General features: G+C 45.7%; 16 protein-coding genes. 7 read left to right on the top strand and 9 right to left on the bottom strand.

Annotated features, from left to right (window positions below; translation table 11 throughout):
- Positions 1 to 60: 60 nt before the first annotated feature.
- The 6 genes from RHM67_RS07615 (at position 61) to RHM67_RS07590 (ending at position 5,894) form a co-directional block, all read left to right on the top strand.
- Positions 61 to 1,401 carry an ectonucleotide pyrophosphatase/phosphodiesterase gene (locus RHM67_RS07615; RefSeq protein WP_322231514.1) on the top strand — a complete coding sequence of 447 codons (1,341 nt, stop codon included), beginning with the start codon at positions 61 to 63 and terminating at the stop codon, positions 1,399 to 1,401.
- Positions 1,398 to 1,901, top strand: a complete 504-nt coding sequence (locus RHM67_RS07610; protein ID WP_322231513.1) for a hypothetical protein — start codon at positions 1,398 to 1,400, stop codon at positions 1,899 to 1,901. The genes RHM67_RS07615 and RHM67_RS07610 overlap by 4 nt, the downstream gene beginning before the upstream one ends.
- Positions 1,902 to 1,955: 54 nt before the next feature.
- Positions 1,956 to 2,474 (top strand): hypothetical protein, encoded by a 519-nt coding sequence (locus tag RHM67_RS07605; protein ID WP_322231512.1) that lies wholly within the window; start codon positions 1,956 to 1,958, stop codon positions 2,472 to 2,474.
- 52 nt (positions 2,475 to 2,526) lie between these two features.
- The gene (locus RHM67_RS07600; protein WP_322231511.1) at positions 2,527 to 4,143 is read left to right on the top strand and encodes an amidase; all 1,617 of its coding nucleotides are present in this window, start codon (positions 2,527 to 2,529) and stop codon (positions 4,141 to 4,143) included.
- Between the two features lie 344 nt (positions 4,144 to 4,487).
- A complete protein-coding gene (locus RHM67_RS07595) occupies positions 4,488 to 4,826 on the top strand; it encodes an SDR family oxidoreductase (RefSeq protein ID WP_322231510.1) in 339 nt (112 codons plus the stop codon).
- A gap of 150 nt (positions 4,827 to 4,976) precedes the next feature.
- On the top strand, positions 4,977 to 5,894 hold the full coding sequence (locus tag RHM67_RS07590; RefSeq protein WP_322231509.1) for a DUF72 domain-containing protein: 918 nt from the start codon (positions 4,977 to 4,979) through the stop codon (positions 5,892 to 5,894).
- A gap of 76 nt (positions 5,895 to 5,970) precedes the next feature.
- Here RHM67_RS07590 and RHM67_RS07585 read toward each other — a convergent pair whose 3' ends face one another.
- Positions 5,971 to 6,192 (bottom strand): PspC domain-containing protein, encoded by a 222-nt coding sequence (locus tag RHM67_RS07585; RefSeq protein WP_322231508.1) that lies wholly within the window; start codon positions 6,190 to 6,192, stop codon positions 5,971 to 5,973.
- Between the two features lies 1 nt (position 6,193).
- Positions 6,194 to 7,480, bottom strand: a complete 1,287-nt coding sequence (locus RHM67_RS07580) for a DUF2851 family protein (RefSeq protein ID WP_322231507.1) — start codon at positions 7,478 to 7,480, stop codon at positions 6,194 to 6,196.
- Between the two features lie 170 nt (positions 7,481 to 7,650).
- On the opposite strand from RHM67_RS07580, the gene RHM67_RS07575 reads away from it, so the two are divergent.
- Positions 7,651 to 8,955 carry an MFS transporter gene (locus RHM67_RS07575; protein WP_322231506.1) on the top strand — a complete coding sequence of 435 codons (1,305 nt, stop codon included), beginning with the start codon at positions 7,651 to 7,653 and terminating at the stop codon, positions 8,953 to 8,955.
- A 127-nt stretch (positions 8,956 to 9,082) separates the two neighbouring features.
- Here RHM67_RS07575 and RHM67_RS07570 read toward each other — a convergent pair whose 3' ends face one another.
- From RHM67_RS07570 to RHM67_RS07540, 7 genes are all read right to left on the bottom strand, one after another.
- The gene (locus RHM67_RS07570; protein WP_322231505.1) at positions 9,083 to 9,772 is read right to left on the bottom strand and encodes a DUF1345 domain-containing protein; all 690 of its coding nucleotides are present in this window, start codon (positions 9,770 to 9,772) and stop codon (positions 9,083 to 9,085) included.
- A gap of 126 nt (positions 9,773 to 9,898) precedes the next feature.
- Positions 9,899 to 10,099, bottom strand: coding sequence for a YwbE family protein (locus RHM67_RS07565; RefSeq protein ID WP_322231504.1), 201 nt, complete (start codon positions 10,097 to 10,099; stop codon positions 9,899 to 9,901).
- A gap of 5 nt (positions 10,100 to 10,104) precedes the next feature.
- The gene (argH, locus tag RHM67_RS07560; protein WP_322231503.1) at positions 10,105 to 11,439 is read right to left on the bottom strand and encodes an argininosuccinate lyase; all 1,335 of its coding nucleotides are present in this window, start codon (positions 11,437 to 11,439) and stop codon (positions 10,105 to 10,107) included.
- Positions 11,440 to 11,705: 266 nt separating this feature from the next.
- Complete coding sequence (locus RHM67_RS07555; RefSeq protein ID WP_322231502.1) at positions 11,706 to 12,770, bottom strand: M20 family metallo-hydrolase; 1,065 nt, start codon at positions 12,768 to 12,770, stop codon at positions 11,706 to 11,708.
- A 413-nt stretch (positions 12,771 to 13,183) separates the two neighbouring features.
- A complete protein-coding gene (locus tag RHM67_RS07550; RefSeq protein ID WP_322231501.1) occupies positions 13,184 to 13,492 on the bottom strand; it encodes a response regulator transcription factor in 309 nt (102 codons plus the stop codon).
- Positions 13,493 to 13,626: 134 nt separating this feature from the next.
- The gene (locus RHM67_RS07545) at positions 13,627 to 14,877 is read right to left on the bottom strand and encodes a DUF2130 domain-containing protein (RefSeq protein ID WP_322231500.1); all 1,251 of its coding nucleotides are present in this window, start codon (positions 14,875 to 14,877) and stop codon (positions 13,627 to 13,629) included.
- Between the two features lie 567 nt (positions 14,878 to 15,444).
- Positions 15,445 to 17,097, bottom strand: a complete 1,653-nt coding sequence (locus RHM67_RS07540; RefSeq protein WP_322231499.1) for a capsule assembly Wzi family protein — start codon at positions 17,095 to 17,097, stop codon at positions 15,445 to 15,447.
- Positions 17,098 to 17,298: the final 201 nt, after the last annotated feature.

Below are 17,298 nucleotides of genomic sequence, written 5' to 3'. Positions count from 1 at the left end.
GCAACATTAACGTTAACATCGCAATATCTTAGCCTTAAATAGCTATTTTTATCCTCAAATATGAGCATGAAAAAATATAGCTTTTTACTGCTGGCATTGCTAGCCATATCGTTTAAAGGTTTTAGCCAGGATACCACCCAACACATTGTCCCAAACCGTAAAAACAGCTTAGCGCAGCAAAATAAGCCCTATGTGATCTTAATTTCTGCCGATGGTTTCAGGTATGATTTTGCCAAACGTTACAACGCCCAAAATTTACTCAGGCTGGGTAGCGAGGGCATTAGCACCCCTTATATGATGCCTTCGTATCCATCGGTAACGTTCCCAAACCATTATGCGATTGTAAGCGGATTATACCCTTCGCACTCGGGCCTGGTGAACAATACTTATTACGACCGCGCGCGCAAGGACAAATATTCGATGAGTAACAAGGCCAAGGTTGCAGATAGCAGCTGGTATGGCGGCGCGCCGCTTTGGGTACGTGCCGAACAGCAAAACATGCTTTCGGCCAGTTTTTACTGGGTAGCGTCAGAAGCTGCCATACAAGGCGTTCGCCCTACATATTACTACATCTACAACGAAAAGATAGACATGCATAACCGCATTGCCGCCGTTGTAGACTGGCTTAAACTCCCCCCTGCCCAACGCCCGCATTTGATCACTTTTTACCTACCGCAAGTAGACCACGCAGCACATTTAAACGGCCCCGAATCGCCCGAGGCAGAGAAAGAAGTGCACTTTGTGGATTCGGCAGTGAACGAGTTGCAAAAATCGGTTAAAACCACCGGGTTAAAGAACGTGAACTTTGTATTTGTATCAGACCACGGCATGACAAAAGTTGATAACCAGAACCCTATTGGCATCCCTGCCGCGATTGACACCTCAAAATTTGTAATATCCGGCGATGGCATTTTGGTGGAGCTTTACGCCAAAAACAAAGGCGACATACAAGCCACTTACAACGAGCTTAAAAAGGAAGCTAAAGATTACGACGTATACCTTAAAAGCAACGTACCTGCCCATTTACATTATGGCACTGCCGACGACTGGCACAACCACATTGGCGATATATTGCTGATACCACGCGCCCCAAAAGTATTTAACCTGTGGAACAGCAAAAAAATAAATCCCGGATGGCACGGTTACGACCCAACCGTTGTACCGGATATGCGCGCCAGCTTTGCTGCCTGGGGGCCGGCCTTTAAAAAGCATTTAGTTGTAACCCCATTTGAAAATGTTTCGGTTTTTAATTTAATTAGTGAGATATTGGGCCTTAAACATACCGACAAGATTGACGGTACAAACCAATTGGCCAACAAGGTCCTGATCAAAAAAGCATCCAAAAAGAACGGCGTAGCCCTCTTGAGTGCCAAAACAAATAAATACAAAACGAAAAAATGAAATTAGCCCTTAAATTAATAGTGCTTTTTATACTCCCTGTTTCGGTTTTTGCGCAAAACCCGGCGTTTGTTAAGCAACAAGCAACCGTGGTTGCAAACGCCCTTTTTAAAAGCGATTATAAAACTATTGTAGACCACACCTACCCTAAAGCGGTTGCCATGGGCGGCGGTAAAGAAAAAATGCTGCAAATGATGACCACGGGCATTAACCAGATGAAGGCTCAAGGTTTTGTGTTTGAAAAAGTGACCATAGGCACAGCAGGCAAATTTTATAAAGCAGGTAACGAAATCCATTGTATAATACCGGAGTCGCTGGTGATGAAAACACCTCAAGGGCGCTTTGCAACAACAAGCAGCCTGCTTTGCGTAAGCGGCGATGGCGGTAAAAACTGGAGCTTTCTGGATTTGAACCGTGGCACTATTAATTCGGTAAAAACACTTTTCCCAAATTTCAACAGTAACCTTGTTATCCCAACTCCGCAGGTGCCTACAAAGCTGTAATTACAATTATTGGGGTACAATTACGTTATCAAACACAAATAATCCTTTTATTTAATGCCCTGTTATAAGCGATTTATACTGTTGCTATTTCTTATCCCGGTTTGTTCATTCGCGCAGGATACTACCATCGTAAAAAAACAGGCCAACCGTTTTGCCAAAGCCAGCTTTAACGGCGACTATAAAACGGTGCTCGATCTTACCTACCCAAAATTGATAGCTTATTCGGGCGGCAGGGATACCATGCAAAAACTGATCAGTACCCGCATCAACAGCCTTAAAGAGCAAGGTGTAATTGCATTTGACGGTTACGTGGATGCGCCCGGTAAATTACATAACGCAGGCGGGCAGATCCATTGCCTCATCCCCGAAATAATAATTATGAAGATGTTTAACGGGCGGTATGTTAACCGCACCTACCTGCTGGGCATCAGTGATGACAAAGGCAAAAGCTGGACTTTTATGGATGTTGGCAAGATGCCTTCCGAAGTATTGCAGCTGCTCGTCCCCAATTATAATCCAGACCTTATTATCCCTACGCCGGGCAAGCCCATGTTTTTTACAGAGAAGCTTTAAAAATAGCTATTTATTTTGTTACTTGTGGTGGGCAAAACCAGCGCCCTTTACCATGCAACGAAGAAACTTTTTAAAAACCGGTTCATTAGCGGGATTAACCCTTTCTACCCTTGTAGCGGCATCGTCGTGCAAGCCATCGGCAACAGATAAAAACCTGGAAGCCGATGAGGTTTTTACCGATGATTTTGAACTGAACGAAACCACTATTGACCAGTTGCAGAAACTAATGGCCGATGGCAAACATACTTCCCGCTCCATCACCGAACTCTATTTAAAAAGGATTGACGCCATTGACAAAAACGGCCCTAAACTAAACGCCGTTATCGAACTTAACAAAAGCGCTTTGGACATAGCCGATAACATGGACAAGGAACGTAAGGCGAAAAAACTGCGCGGCCCGCTGCATGGCATCCCTGTACTGATAAAAGACAATATCGATACCGGCGACAATATGCATACCACGGCAGGCTCTTTAGCCCTATCTGATAACTTCGCCAAACAGGATGCCTTTATCGTACACAAATTGCGCGAAGCCGGTGCTGTAATCCTTGGTAAAACCAACCTTAGCGAGTGGGCTAACTTCCGGTCATCACACTCAACCAGCGGGTGGAGCAGCCGTGGTTTGCAAACCAAAAACCCTTACGTACTAGACAGGAACCCAAGCGGCTCAAGCGCAGGCTCCGGCTCGGCAACAGCGGCTAATTTGTGCGCAATTTCTATCGGAACAGAAACGGATGGCTCTATCGTATCACCATCATCGGTAAACGGGCTGGTAGGCATTAAACCAACCGTTGGCCTATGGAGCCGCAGCGGTATTATCCCCATCTCGAAAACGCAGGATACCGCCGGGCCAATAGCACGTACCGTTAAGGATGCCGCCATAATGCTTGGCGTACTGGCAGCAGTAGATGCAGCCGATGACGCGACGATCAAGAACAAACCCGAAAAAGATTATACCAAATATCTTGACGCGAACGGATTGAAAGGCAAACGCCTCGGCCTGGTGAAAATTGAAAAGCTGCCTGCCGCTACTGATAAATTATTGAAAGCAGCTATCGAAACCCTAAAAAAGCAAGGCGCCGAAATTGTAGAAGTTGATCTGGACAGCCGCCTGAAGTCTATAGGTGATGCGGAGTTTAAAGTACTACTGTATGAATTTAAGGATGGCCTTAACCGATACCTAAGCAAGGCTAATTCGAAAGTTAAAACTTTGGCCGATGTGATTGCCTATAATAAGCAAAATGAAGAAAAAGCGATGCCATTCTTTAAACAGGAAACCGCCGAATTGGCCCAAACAAAAGGCGATTTGAAGAGCCCTGAATATTTGGAGGCTGTAGCCAAAACTACCAACATTAGTAGGCAGGGGATTGACGGCTTATTGAAAGAAAACAAACTGGATGCTCTGATCGCGCCCACAAACGGCTTCGCGGTTTGTATCGACCTGATCAATGGCGATTATGATAATGGCTTCTCGTTCTCCGGCCCTGCCGCTATGGCCGGATACCCGCACGTTACTGTGCCCATGGGTGCCTGGCACGACCTGCCCGTGGGCCTATCCTTTGTGGGCCCCGCCTGGGCCGAAGGCGAACTGATCAAGCTGGCATACGCATACGAGCAGGCATCGAAGAAAAGGATTGCGCCCAAGTTTAGGAAAGATTTGTTTGCGTAGATGCTCCGTTAGGAGCTACCGCTTTATAGCATTATATATAACAATTTAATTTGCTCCGTAGGTGCAAAACAATGGGTAGTCCCTAACGGAACAAATTAACTTTTTCCTTTTTCTACAAAGTGGTTGTTCCTACGGAACATTACGTTAATTAAAACATTATTTAGTAATTTTAAATAACTGCACACCGCAAACTAAAAACTGCCGACTAAAGCCATGCCCACTCCCATCCCCAAAAAATTTTACCCGCAGGCACGAGATCTTTGCCGACTTCCTGAAAGAGGTTGACAAGCACCTGGATGATGTAATGCAGGAGCGCGTTACAGAGATGATGGAGATACCGGATATTGCACATCCACCCTACCCATTTAACCAATACCATCAAACAAACCACGGGTAAATCGCCATGCTTTTATTTCGAGGAAAAAATAATGGTGCTGGCTAAAAAGCTGGGCAATCGCGGGATTGCCGCCAACCTGGTAGCGCCGGGCATTGTAGAAACCGATTTTACTAAACGCGCGTTCGACAGCCACCCGCAAATGCATGATTTTATATCGAGCATCACTGCATTGGGGAGGCCGGGCCAGTCGGATGATATTGGCGGTGTAATCGCGTTTTTGTGTACCGAAGATGCCCGCTGGATCAACGCGCAAAGGATAGAAGCATCAGGCGGAATGCTTTTATAACCGGTGAGTGGTTGATTATGTGAGTGGTGAGTAGTTCTTATCTTTTTAATAAATAAAAAGAGGATGGTTTTGATCGGTCCATCCTTTTTTGTAAACCAATTTTTATGACGATTGTATTAATAGCTTATCTTGCTACCCTAAGTTATTAATATGGAATTTGGCCGCGTTACCGAACATGAATTGCCCCTGGTAGATTTCACCTTACCAACCGACCCTGCCTTTACCCGCGAAACGCTTGCCGCTGCCGATAACGGCCAGCCGCTGCAGGTACACGTAGGCTGCGCCAAATGGGGCCGTAAGGAATGGGTGGGCCAGATCTATCCGCCAAAAACTAAGGATGCTAACTTCCTGGATGAATACGTAAAGCATTTCGACTGTATTGAGCTGAACGCTACCTTTTACCAGGTTTACGGCCCGGATATCATTGACAAATGGAAGCAAAAAGCTGATACCAACCCTAACTTTAAATTTTGCCCAAAGTTTTCGCAAAGCATCAGCCACATCCGCAGGTTAAAAAACGCTGAAGAAATTACTACGACTTATTACGAGGGCATTTTGGCCTTCGGCGATAAACTGGGCCCACTATTTTTGCAGCTGAGCGATAACTTTACGCCCAAAAGCCTGCCCGAGCTTACCGCTTACCTGGAACAGCTCCCAACAGATGTACCCGTTTATGTAGAACTAAGGCACAAAGATTGGTTTGCCGTGCCCGAAAACCTTAACGCGGTTTTTAGCCTGTTTAAGCGACTGAATATTGGATCGATACTTACAGACGCTACCGGCCGCCGCGATTGCCTGCACATGATGCTGCCTACCCCACATGCCTTCATCCGCTTTGTGGGCAACGGCCTGCACCCCACCGACTACGCCCGCTGCGATGAATGGATTAACCGCATTGCCGATTGGAAAGCCCAAGGCCTACAATCCGTATGGTTTTTTATGCACCAGCACGATGAACGCTACTCGCCCGAGTTATGTGATTATGTGATAGATAAGCTGAATAAAAAGCTTGATCTGAAGATTCACCGCCCGCAGTTTATTGGAAAAGAAAAAGGGTTGTTTGGTTAATTACTGGCGCAAATTGAAAGCTTGCAATATATTTTCACACAAGTTACGCTGCGCTAAACTTGCGCGAGTGTTTCGATTACATATCTACAGCACTTGTCCTGCTGCGTTTAACGTAGTTGCGGAAATCCAGCACGATACCGGCGAAGAAGTAAAATATCAGCGGGAAACCAACTGCGAGAAATGAAGAGTAAATGAAGAATAACCTGATTTTAGCGATAGAAATATTAAAACGCTCGCCCAGGTAGGTGCATACACCAAAGGAGTAGCGCTCAAAAAAGGTGATGATCCGTTGTAACATATCAGTTGGGTTTTAATATTTTAATACCAACGCCGCATTGCAGGCATTTCTTATAGTCGCAATAAGTATTTTTTAGCTCCAACAGGGCCTGCGACTCAAACGCGGTTTTAATATCCACTCCTAAGGTAGCAAAATCTGCCGTAATAGTATTCTGTTCTGCCGGGATATTCTCCAGCAATTTTAATGCCCGGCTTACAAAGTGCTGCAATTTCATATGCCGACCGTAGCTGAACAAGAACAGCACTACGGTATTGAGCAGTATAGTATCCACCGATCCCTGTCCAAAAGTTTTGCCCGCTGGCTTCGATTCTTTATCGAACCGGTAATGCGTTTCCCAGTAATCGTTTATTTTGATATTGCTGAATAGTTCACGCAAATCTTTCACCTCGCGGATCTCCAATATTTTAGAGAACAAATGATTTGATTGCACCACCAGCGCTGCAAATTGCGCCAACCTTACGGTTGGGAAGTTTTGTGGCCGCATCCGCAGGAATTTCCACAGGTGGTTTTCGATGGGTTGCAGGCTATATTTTTTGGCGAGGTAGTGGTACTCTTTTTTTAGGCTGAGGGGATAATCGTCTTGCAGGTCATCGGTAAGGAAACCCGCTTGCCCGAAGATCAGCGCCTCTATCTGCATGGCGTTATTTTTATTTTTGGCCAGGATGCTTTGAGGCAACGATTTCGCCATCAGCTCGAACGGGAGGGCATTGGTTTTAAAGCCAAAGTTAGCAGCAAGGAACTGGTAAAAAGTTTCTTCCCAATCGCCTCGGTTAAGTGCTAACGCCGCAATTACCGCTTCCGATCGTTTTTCCAATCGTTCCACCAAAATACGGGTAAGCCAGTTTTGCATAGTGAGGCCGTCTACCGTGGCGATTGTGCCCTCGCAGGGTATAATTTGCTGGTTCCCGAATACCAGGTTATGGTAGCGATTATAAAGTTCGGGCGAGATGCGGTCTTTCAACTCCAGGGTTGGCACAGGTTTACCATCTGTACGGATCAGCGGTTGGTCATCGCTGTAAACCACGTGCAGGATCACATTGTCGTAAGCGTTATCGGTAGTATGCCCATGTTTATGCCAGTCAGACGACGAAATATGCAGTTCCGCATTCCCCGCCCAGGTAGTTTCGCCCACACGGATGCGAGCGTTCTGGAAATCTGCCCCGGCATGGCTGTTATGCATCCCTACAGAATATACTTCCAGCTCTTCGCCCCCGGTTGTGCGCAGGTTTAGCCTGTCGAACAGCCGGAACTTCCAAATGTAATGCAAAAAATCTTCGGTGAAAAGCATGAGGGAAGATAAGGATTTTGTCTGAACCTTACCAATCCAATTTAAACTTGTCATCCTGGACGTAGTGAAGGATCTGTTTGCATTATGCATATCGGCGATTAGATGCTTCACTACGTTCAGCATGACAAAAGGGATTTTATTCATTATATTGCCTCTTCAACCCATACTATATGAATACCACTACCATTCCTGACCCAATAACAACCCAAAGCCGCGTATGGTCAATCGTAGGTGGCTCATTGGGGAATTTGGTGGAATGGTACGATTGGTATGTTTATTCGGCATTCTCGCTGTATTTTGCAAGCTCATTTTTCCCAAAGGGCGATTTAACCGCGCAGCTTTTAAATACCGCCGGTATTTTTGCCATCGGCTTTTTAATGAGGCCTATTGGTGGCTGGTTGATGGGGACTTACGCCGATAAGCATGGGCGTAAAAAGGCGCTAACCTTTTCGGTTTTGCTGATGAGTGCGGGGTCGTTAATTATTGCTATAACGCCAAGCTATAAACACATTGGCATTGCAGCCCCTATCTTGTTAGTACTGGCCCGCATAATACAGGGACTGAGCGTTGGCGGCGAGTATGGCACCAGCGCTACTTACCTCAGCGAAATGGCCACCAAAAAAGACCGTGGCTTTTACTCCAGTTTTCAATATGTAACGTTAATTATGGGGCAATTGGTTGCCCTTGGGGTGCTGATACTATTACAACGCGCATTCCTTACCGAAGAGCAACTACACTCCTGGGGGTGGCGCGTACCTTTTGCCATTGGCGCTATGCTGGCCATTATTGTCATGTACTTAAGGCGCAGTTTGCAGGAATCTGTCACCCTTAATAAAAAAGTAGATAGCGTGAGCAAGCATGCCCGTGGTTCGCTACGTGCACTGGCAGAACACCCAAAGGCTGTATTAACGGTTATTGGCCTTACCATGGGCGGCACGGTGGCATTCTACACGTTTACTACCTACATGCAAAAGTTTCTGGTGAACACTAACGGTTTCAGCAAAAACGAAGCTACGCTGATATCCAGCCTTACGCTTTTTGTTTTTATGCTGATACAACCGCTGTATGGTTTAATATCCGACAGGATTGGCCGTAAACCCATGCTTACCGCATTTGGGGTATTGGGCACATTAACCACAATTCCTATATTCACTTATCTGAGCGCCACGCATAACTTTTGGGTAGCATTCGGTTTGATCATGTTCGCGCTGCTTGTGGTGAGCAATTATACCGCCATTAACGCGGTAGTAAAAGCCGAACTTTTCCCGGCGCATATTCGTGCTTTGGGGGTTGGTTTCCCTTACGCCATAGCAGTGTCTATTTTTGGTGGATCTGCCGAGTATATTGCCCTTAGCTTTAAGGTGCATGGCCACGAGAACTGGTTTTACTGGTATGTAACCGGTTGTATTTTGGTGTCACTGGTAGTGTACACTACGATGAACGATACCAAGAAGCATTCGAAGATAGAAGAGTAAAGCCCCCTCTAAACGGCGTAGCCCTCATGAACACCACAAAAAACACTTTGTTAATAATCTCCCCGGTTGGGGAGACTTCTTAGCACTTTATTAAGCCTTCCCTTGCGGGGAGGGTTGGGTGGGGCTGCTATTTCGATACCAATCCCGATATCACATTAATGCTTAACGCTACAATAGCCGTATTAAATGCGAAAGATATCAAGCCGTGTGCCCACACCAGCCGGCGAATTTGTTTGGAGGAGATCTCGACATCTGATACCTGGAAGGTCATTCCTATCACGAAGGAGAAATATATAAAGTCTAAATAATCCGGTTCTTTTTCGTCGCCGGGAAATTCAAGTCCGCCTATTGGGGTGCGGTTACCATCTGCTTTGTTATAGTATAAGTGCGCGTAACGCATAGTAAAAACTGTATGCACCAGCCACCAGGAAACAATAACCGCCGACATGGCTAAAATAATATAACCCGCAACGGCATCGTTCGATTGGTTTTTGGTTGATTTTAACAGCAGTAAAATAGCTATCAGGCTTACCAGCGACGCTACCATTACAAACAAAAAGATCATAAAACGGCTGCTATCTTCTAAATTGGCAATTTTGCGAATGTCTTTTGGGTGGGCCCACAAAATGGTTATCCAGTCCAGCACAATAATACTGGCCGCAACGGCTATCCAGGTAATTAACGTAACTGCCGGCGCCGATGGGTTATGCCTCACAAATAAGAACGTGACCGCTCCTATCAGCAATGATATATACAGCCTGTAATGCGCGTCAATGCGAAGCAGGAAATTCTCTTTAGGTTCGGTTACTGGTTCCATTAGGTAATGGTTATTTCAGGTTCATGGTTGATGGTTCATTGATCATGGCAGATGCGGTTAGTTCATGGTTTATAGTCACTGCTTCTTTATATGAACCATTAACTATGATCCATATGCTGCAAATCCTTAATCCTCTTCAACAATTTCCGCCACACGGCCCACTTGCCCGTCTTCCAGGCGTACTTTTATGCCGCGGGAGTGGTAAGCTGAGCTGGTTAACAGGTCCTTCACCACGCCGCGCGTAAGCTTGCCGCTGCGCTGGTCTTTTTTGAGGATGATGTCTACTTCAAGTCCGGGATATATATCTGCTCTATTTTGTCCGTTCATAATAATTATTTCACCAACCAGCTTATTGCATCCTCAACCTTTTTAAAGTCGAAACTGCTGACCACTTTATCCATGGCCTTGGTAATCTCTTCGTTTTGCAGGTTACCTATGCTGCCTTCGTGAGTATGGTTAACAGTTTTTTCGGGGTTAAAATTTCCGGCCTCGATATCCAGCCCTATTTGTTTATAGGCATCGCGGAACGGTGTGCCATTCAGTACCGATTTGTTTACTTCCTCCACACTAAACAGGTAGGTGTATTTTGGATCGTCGAGTATATTTTTGTTTACGCTGATATTTTGCAGCATAAAGGTTGCCATTTGCAGGCAGTCTATCAGGTCTGTAAACGCCGGGAACAGTAATTCTTTCAGTAACTGCAGCTCACGGTGGTAACCCGATGGCAGGTTAGTGGTCATCAGCGCTACATCATTTGGCAGGGCTTGCAGGCGGTTACATTTACCGCGCATGATCTCCCAAACGTCCGGGTTTTTTTTGTGCGGCATAATGCTGCTGCCGGTGGTCAGGTTTTCGGGGTAGCTTACAAACGCGAAGTTTTGGCTCAGGTATAAACATTGATCCATCGCCATTTTGGCTAAGGTTGCCGCTATGGATGATAATGCCTGCGCAATAACACGTTCGGTTTTACCACGGCCCATTTGGGCGTAAACTACGTTATGGTTCAGGCTCTCGAAACCAAGCAGGTTGGTGGTCATCGTCCTGTTCAAGGGAAACGAGGAGCCGTAGCCCGCTGCCGAGCCCAAAGGATTTTTATTGGTGATCTTCCAGGCGGCTAAAACCATTTCCAGGTCATCAACCAAACCCTCGGCGTAAGCACCAAACCACAGCCCGAAAGATGATGGCATAGCCACCTGCAGATGCGTATAGCCCGGCAAAAGCACATCTTTATGTTGTTCGCTCAGTTGGATCAACTGACGGAAAAGCGTATCAGTTTCAGTAACTACCGTTTGTAGCTGGTGGCGAAAGAATAGTTTCAGATCCACCAGAACCTGGTCGTTACGGGAGCGCCCGCTGTGAATCTTTTTGCCGGCCTCGCCAATGCGGCGGGTAAGCAGCATTTCTACCTGCGAGTGTACGTCCTCCACATCAGGCTCGATCTCGAAATTATTATTCTCTATTTCGGTGTAAATGGCTTTCAGTTCCTTCTGCACCAACATTAGGTCGGCTGCATCCATTAGACCTATAGATTCGAGCATTTTGGTATGGGCAAGCGAGCCAAGCACGTCAAAAGCGGCCATTTGCCTGTCCAGCTCGCGGTCGCGGCCAACAGTAAAGTTTTCTACCAGCTTATTAACGTTAGTGGTTTTTTGCCAAAGCTTGCTCATGTTGCAAATATAGAATTAAATGCGTTTTGTCTTGAACCGGGATTACACAGATTTAAACGATTTATTGGATTTGTTATGCCGAACGATTTGAAGCATATAACCGCCAACATGCATGGCGTACATTAGATCCTTCGCGATGCTCAGGATGACAAAGAAGGTTTTAAATTCTCTCCTATTGCGATGGATTGTGTAATGCCGGGGAGGGGTTTCGCTGCTAAACTCGCGCAGAAACCCCTCCCTAACCCTCCTGGGGAGGGAATTACTTTCTAAACAATCTTCGATAGCATCTCTATATACAACGCTATCCCCTCGCCTATTTCCTCCACATAAATAAACTCATCGGCCATGTGCGAACGGGCGGAATCACCTGGGCCAATTTTAATGGAGGAGATATCCAGCAATGATTGGTCTGATGTGGTTGGTGAGCCGTAGGTGTTACGGCCTAAAGATATGCCTGCCTGTACAAATGGGTGGCTTTTATCTATAGACGATGGTTTTAGGCGGATGCTGCGCGGTTTCACTTCGCAGCTTACATGCCGGCGGATAATCTCAAGGACTTCCTCATTTTTGTAGGCATCCGTTACCCTAACATCCACCGTAAAGGTACAAGTAGCAGGCACTACGTTATGCTGCGAGCCTGCGTTGATGATGGTAACCGACATTTTTATCGGCCCAAAAACTTCCGATTCTTTCTGGAACTTATAGTTGCGGAACCATTCAATATCGGCCAGTGCTTTGTAAATAGCGTTGTCTCCTTCTTCGCGGGCAGCATGGCCGGCTTTGCCGAAGGCGGTGCAATCCAGTACCATCAGGCCGCGTTCGGCAATGGCAAGGTCCATTAGCGTGGGTTCGCCTACTATACCAAAGTCCAGTTTGCCAAGATCGGGGATAATGAGTTCTAAGCCGTTTACGCCCGAGATCTCTTCTTCTGCAGTGGTGGCTAAGCAAAAGTTATATTTAAGGTTCTCCTGGTCCTGATAATAAAGAAATACGGCTATAAGCGACACCAGGCAACCGCCGGCATCGTTACTGCCAAGGCCGAATAGCTTACCCCCTTCTATCTTGGCGTCGTATGGGTTGCGGGTGTAGCCGCTGTTGGGTTTTACGGTATCGTGGTGTGAGTTAAGCAGGATGGTAGGCTTGCTATCGTCGAAATGCCTGTTCCAAGCCCAGATATTGTTGAGTTTACGATGTGTTTTAACGCCGTGCTGCTGCAAAACCTGGTCTATTAAGTCGGCGGTGCGGTCTTCTTCTTTACTGAATGATTGTATAGAGATGAGTTGCTGCAATAGCTCTAATGCCAGTTGCGACAGTGCTGTTATATCGGCCATATATGTTGCGGATGTTTACACAGATTGTGAACGGCAAAAGTAATGCTTTTTGGTTTATGTTAACAACGGAAGTATGATCAATCCGTGGTCTATTCAACCCAGGTGTCCCACTAAATTATATACAAACTAAGAAAAATATACAAGCAATTGATAATCAATAATATGAAAATTTGACTTACTATGATAAATAGTCAGTATAAAATTTAATTAATTGATTATAAGGTATTTATAAATCTCAAAGATTGTCCCACTTTTTTCTGAATGGGACGGAATGGGACACCTTATTTTTGCGCTTTTTTTCGCCTTTTTTCGCCTTTAAAACGCCAATTATGGTTCTGCTAACCCACTATAAAGAGATAAATTGAGACAAAAAATAAGCCGGGATGTCCTGGCTTGGTCGGAAGAAATTCCGATCATGACTGGGTGGCACCCGCCTTAAAAGCTTGCAGAATAAATTTGTCCTGATCTAATATAGACAGTATGACAACTTTTACAGTAGGATAAGTTTGTTTAACGCGGATAAGCAGTTCGATACCGCTCATTTGGGGCATATTGATGCCCGTTAGCACAATATCGGGCTTGTTGCCATCTTTTATAAGTTGCAGGGCTTCTTTGCCGTTGCTGGCTTCGGCAATTACCTCCATATCTCCTTCTTTTTCAAGAAAAGACCTGATGCCATTACGCACCACATTATGGTCTTCGGCCAGTAAAATTTTGATCATTACAGAGAAATACTAAAACTTAGCGGAATGAAAATTAGAACCGGGAAGTATAACGGCTGAGTAGCAATTAAGCCTTTAATTTACATATAAAAGTTTAGATAGTTGTATTAACATTCTTAATAGTTGTGTAAGTACTAATCTAACAATAAGGGTTCGTCGTCGTCGTCAAGGCTTAGGCGAATCACATCGTTACCGGCAATACCTTCTATATTTCCTTTAATACCAGCGGCGTTTAGTAACACTTTATCCAATTGCTTCTCGCGAGATTTCCATAGGCGTTCCATCGCGTCACGTTCTTTAACGATGGATAGCCGCATGCTCATATACCCCTCACGAATGGCTTTCCATTGCTCAGAAAATTCGCTACTGGTTAGGTAATCATACAATAAATGCATCTTGTCGCCTTTGTTATCCTGGGCTTTGGCCATGTTGGCCAGCTTAATAACCCCATCGCGCAAGATGTAAGATACGGCCTTAACTTCGTCAAAGCTACAGATCCAAACGCCATCCTTTTCGCCGAAGCAATCCATACCTTTTGGGTAGCATTGGGTTACTATAACGGCAACATCAACGCCTTGCGCGCGCATATCTTTTTTAAGCTTATCTATCCAATCGCCGCCGAAAGCGGTGGTGCGTTTACTTTCGTAAATAATACGGCCACACTCCTGCCCAAACTGGTTGCGCACGGTTTGCACACAATCTGCCCCGCGTACACCTTTGCCTACCTCGCTGATCACATCAAACGGAAAATAGCTGCGCAGCTGCTCTTCCAGGATCAGTTCCTGCACCTCGCCCTGTAGCTGCATCGAGCCCTGTTCGGCCTTACGTTTCATTTCGTCTACCATGCGTTTTTGATCTTCCAGCTTCATCTCCATTTCTTTCATTTGTAACAGATGCTGGGTATCTTTAGAGGCATATCTATCGGCTTCCTGTTTACGTACTTGTTCAGAAACCAGGGCACGTTGTTCTTGCAGTTTGCGTTCAGTAGCTAACTCCAGTTCTTCCTCTTTTTGTTTGAGGGATTGCTCGCGCTGTAAAAACTCTAGTTCTTTTTGGCGCGATTCTTTCAATTTTTCGGCACTGGCGTTTACCGAATTTTGCAGCATCAGCAGCTGGTTCTCAAAATCGGATGCGATGGATTTGCGCAGATTTTCTTCCAGTGTTAATTGCAGGGCTTTTTTTTCGCCGGCAAGGCGTTCTTCAAAAGCCTCGTGCTGCTTTTTCTCGCGACTGTTAAAATCCGCCTCTTTTTTCTGGAACTCTTCTTCTTTTTGGCGGGTATAATCCTGCATCTTCAGCCTTAGCTGCTGCTTATATTCCTCGGCCATAACTTCCTCAATAGGGAAACCATGTCCGCAGCTTGGGCACTTAACTTCTGTAGCCATAATAATTATTGTAGATCAAAGATAGGTGTTTTAGCCTCAGAATTTAACCACAGACTACACAAAGGGAAAAAGCACAAAGAACACAGAGGCATATCATTTCGACAGATGAGAAATTTAAAGGCTTTGCGCTCTCTGTCAAAAAAAAAATTGCCCTTTGTGGTTAACCCAACCGCAAAGTCTAAAAATCGTGATACAAAATCATGTCGCCCCAGGGTCTCACATCGTGGACCCTGCGATGCCTTGCATGCGTGCGCAGGGTCTCTTTCAGAAGACCCTGCGTAGACGAAAGGCTTTGCGCTCACTGTTTTGTGCCCTCATGTCGCCGCAGGGTCTCACATCGTGGACCCTGCGATGCCTTGCATGCGTGCGCAGGGTCTCTTTCAGAAGACACTGCATGGACGAAAAAAACTTTGTTCACTTTGTGGTTAACCCAACCCCAAGGTCTAAAAATCGTGATACAGCTTCATGTCGCCGCAGGGCCTCACATCGTGGACCCTGCGATGCCTTGCATACGTGCGCAGGGTCTCTTTCAGAAGACCCTGCGTGGACGAAACCCAACCGCAAGGTCTAAAAATCGTGATACAGGTTCCTGAAGCTGCTTCTCAATCCAAAGGAAATAATGGTAGCATTTTTGTTTGCCAGGGTGTTTGATTCTCTGCGATAGATACCGTTAAGCTCCAGGCGCATATTGTATTTGGGGTTCAACATAAATGATACTGTGCCCTCGGCATAATACAGGTTGGTGCCAATGCCTTGCCCTACCGTGTTGGTGGTAAGGGTTGGCGCGTATGGTTTGGTAACATCCTTACCATTGTTCTCACCCGCGGCATCCAGGCCATATTTGGCGTACATCAGCTGGCCCTGGAAATCAAACCTGCCTGTGGTGTAGTTCATGATGCCTGTAAGCTCCCTAAAGTTGGCACCAAACGGATCGCCCAGTGGCTGGCTGTAATAAGTATATGCACTTAAAGCGTTTGTGTTTGAATAGGTATATGGTTTAACGGTGTTATACTCTAACAGGTAGTTCAGGTCCTTCACGCCAAAAATATCCGCCCCGCGGATACCCAACTGGAAGCCGTTGGTGTTATCGGTATTGTTGCTTTTGAAAAAGTTATCGCCCTTAAACCTGTCGATAAGGAACTGGCCATAAATGGCGGTCTTATCAAATATCTTATACTTACCGGTAAACCCAACCAACGCGTTACCCGGCTGCGATGACGGGCCTAAACTGCTCGAAAAAAGGATAGGGTTAATAAAGTTAACATCAAAACCGCGGCGGTTGCCCTGGTTGTCTGCCTCGGGAACAATGTAGGCGTTAAAGAAGCCCAGCGACAGGCTGTTGTTAACGTTCCAGTCTACATAATGGAACAAGCCCCATTTGCGGCGGTTGCTGCCGAATGTATCAAATTTGGGCAGGTTAGCATCCTGCATGTAGGTCCACATGATCATGTATTGCACGTGGCCAACATTTGCTGTTACGCGTAACAAAGGCGCAGGGGCCGCATTGTCCGACAACAATATCGACCGGTAACCATCGCCAATAAAGGTTTTATCCTGCCCCAGGGTAAAGTTAAGGTATTTGGATGGGGTGTATGACAGTATCGCGGTAGCATAAGAATAATCGCGGTAGCTTTTTGCAGGTGAGCGGTCGTATGCCTGGCCCGGTATAAAGCTTATTTGTTTTACGTAATCGGTATAATAATTAGGGAAGGCCGCCTGGTTCTCATAAGCGCTGGTGTAGAACGAGAATTTTGTACCCACTGTACCTCCAAATTGGAAACCACGGGTGTTTAGGCCTATCCTTGAATTTGGCCCGAAACCTATGGGCTTAAAGTTTACAGGTGTGGTAGTTTTATCATCAAAATCGTGCCCAAAGGTGTTTTCTAAAAGGATGTCGCCGTAAAAAGTAAAATCTTTGGCTTTAACAGCTATCAGGTGTTCGTTAAATAACTTGCGCAGGAACCAGTTTTTGCGGCTACTGTCAACCCCAACATTCATCAGTTGATGGTAACGGCCTTGCAGCGTGCTATCAATTAAAAACGGGCGCAGCGTAGTATGCATACTGCTGCCTTTTGAATAAACATCGGCATTAAACTTTTGATACAACCGGTAAGATTGCGGCAGGTAAACAGATTGGGCCTGACTTACCGTAACTGATAACATAATGATGCACAACAGTAAAGAAACTTTACCCGCCAGCTTTGTATAGTTTTTTTGCATACGCAACAAAATAAGTGTTATTTACTGTAATATTACAATTTATTGTACCTGTTGCCTCACCCTGCCTCTCCAAAAGAGAGGGTTCTTGAAAAATCATTTTTTTTGTTTAAGCCCCCTTCTTTAGAGAGGGTTTGGGTGAGGCCACGTTAATTTCTGTTAAATTTATAAGCGCCGCTGTATTATATATCTGTCAAGCTACAA

Origin of the sequence: Mucilaginibacter sp. 5C4 (genome assembly GCF_034345625.1) — a bacterium.
Lineage (GTDB): Bacteria > Bacteroidota > Bacteroidia > Sphingobacteriales > Sphingobacteriaceae > Mucilaginibacter > Mucilaginibacter aurantiaciroseus.
This window is presented reverse-complemented; position numbering and strand designations above follow the sequence as displayed.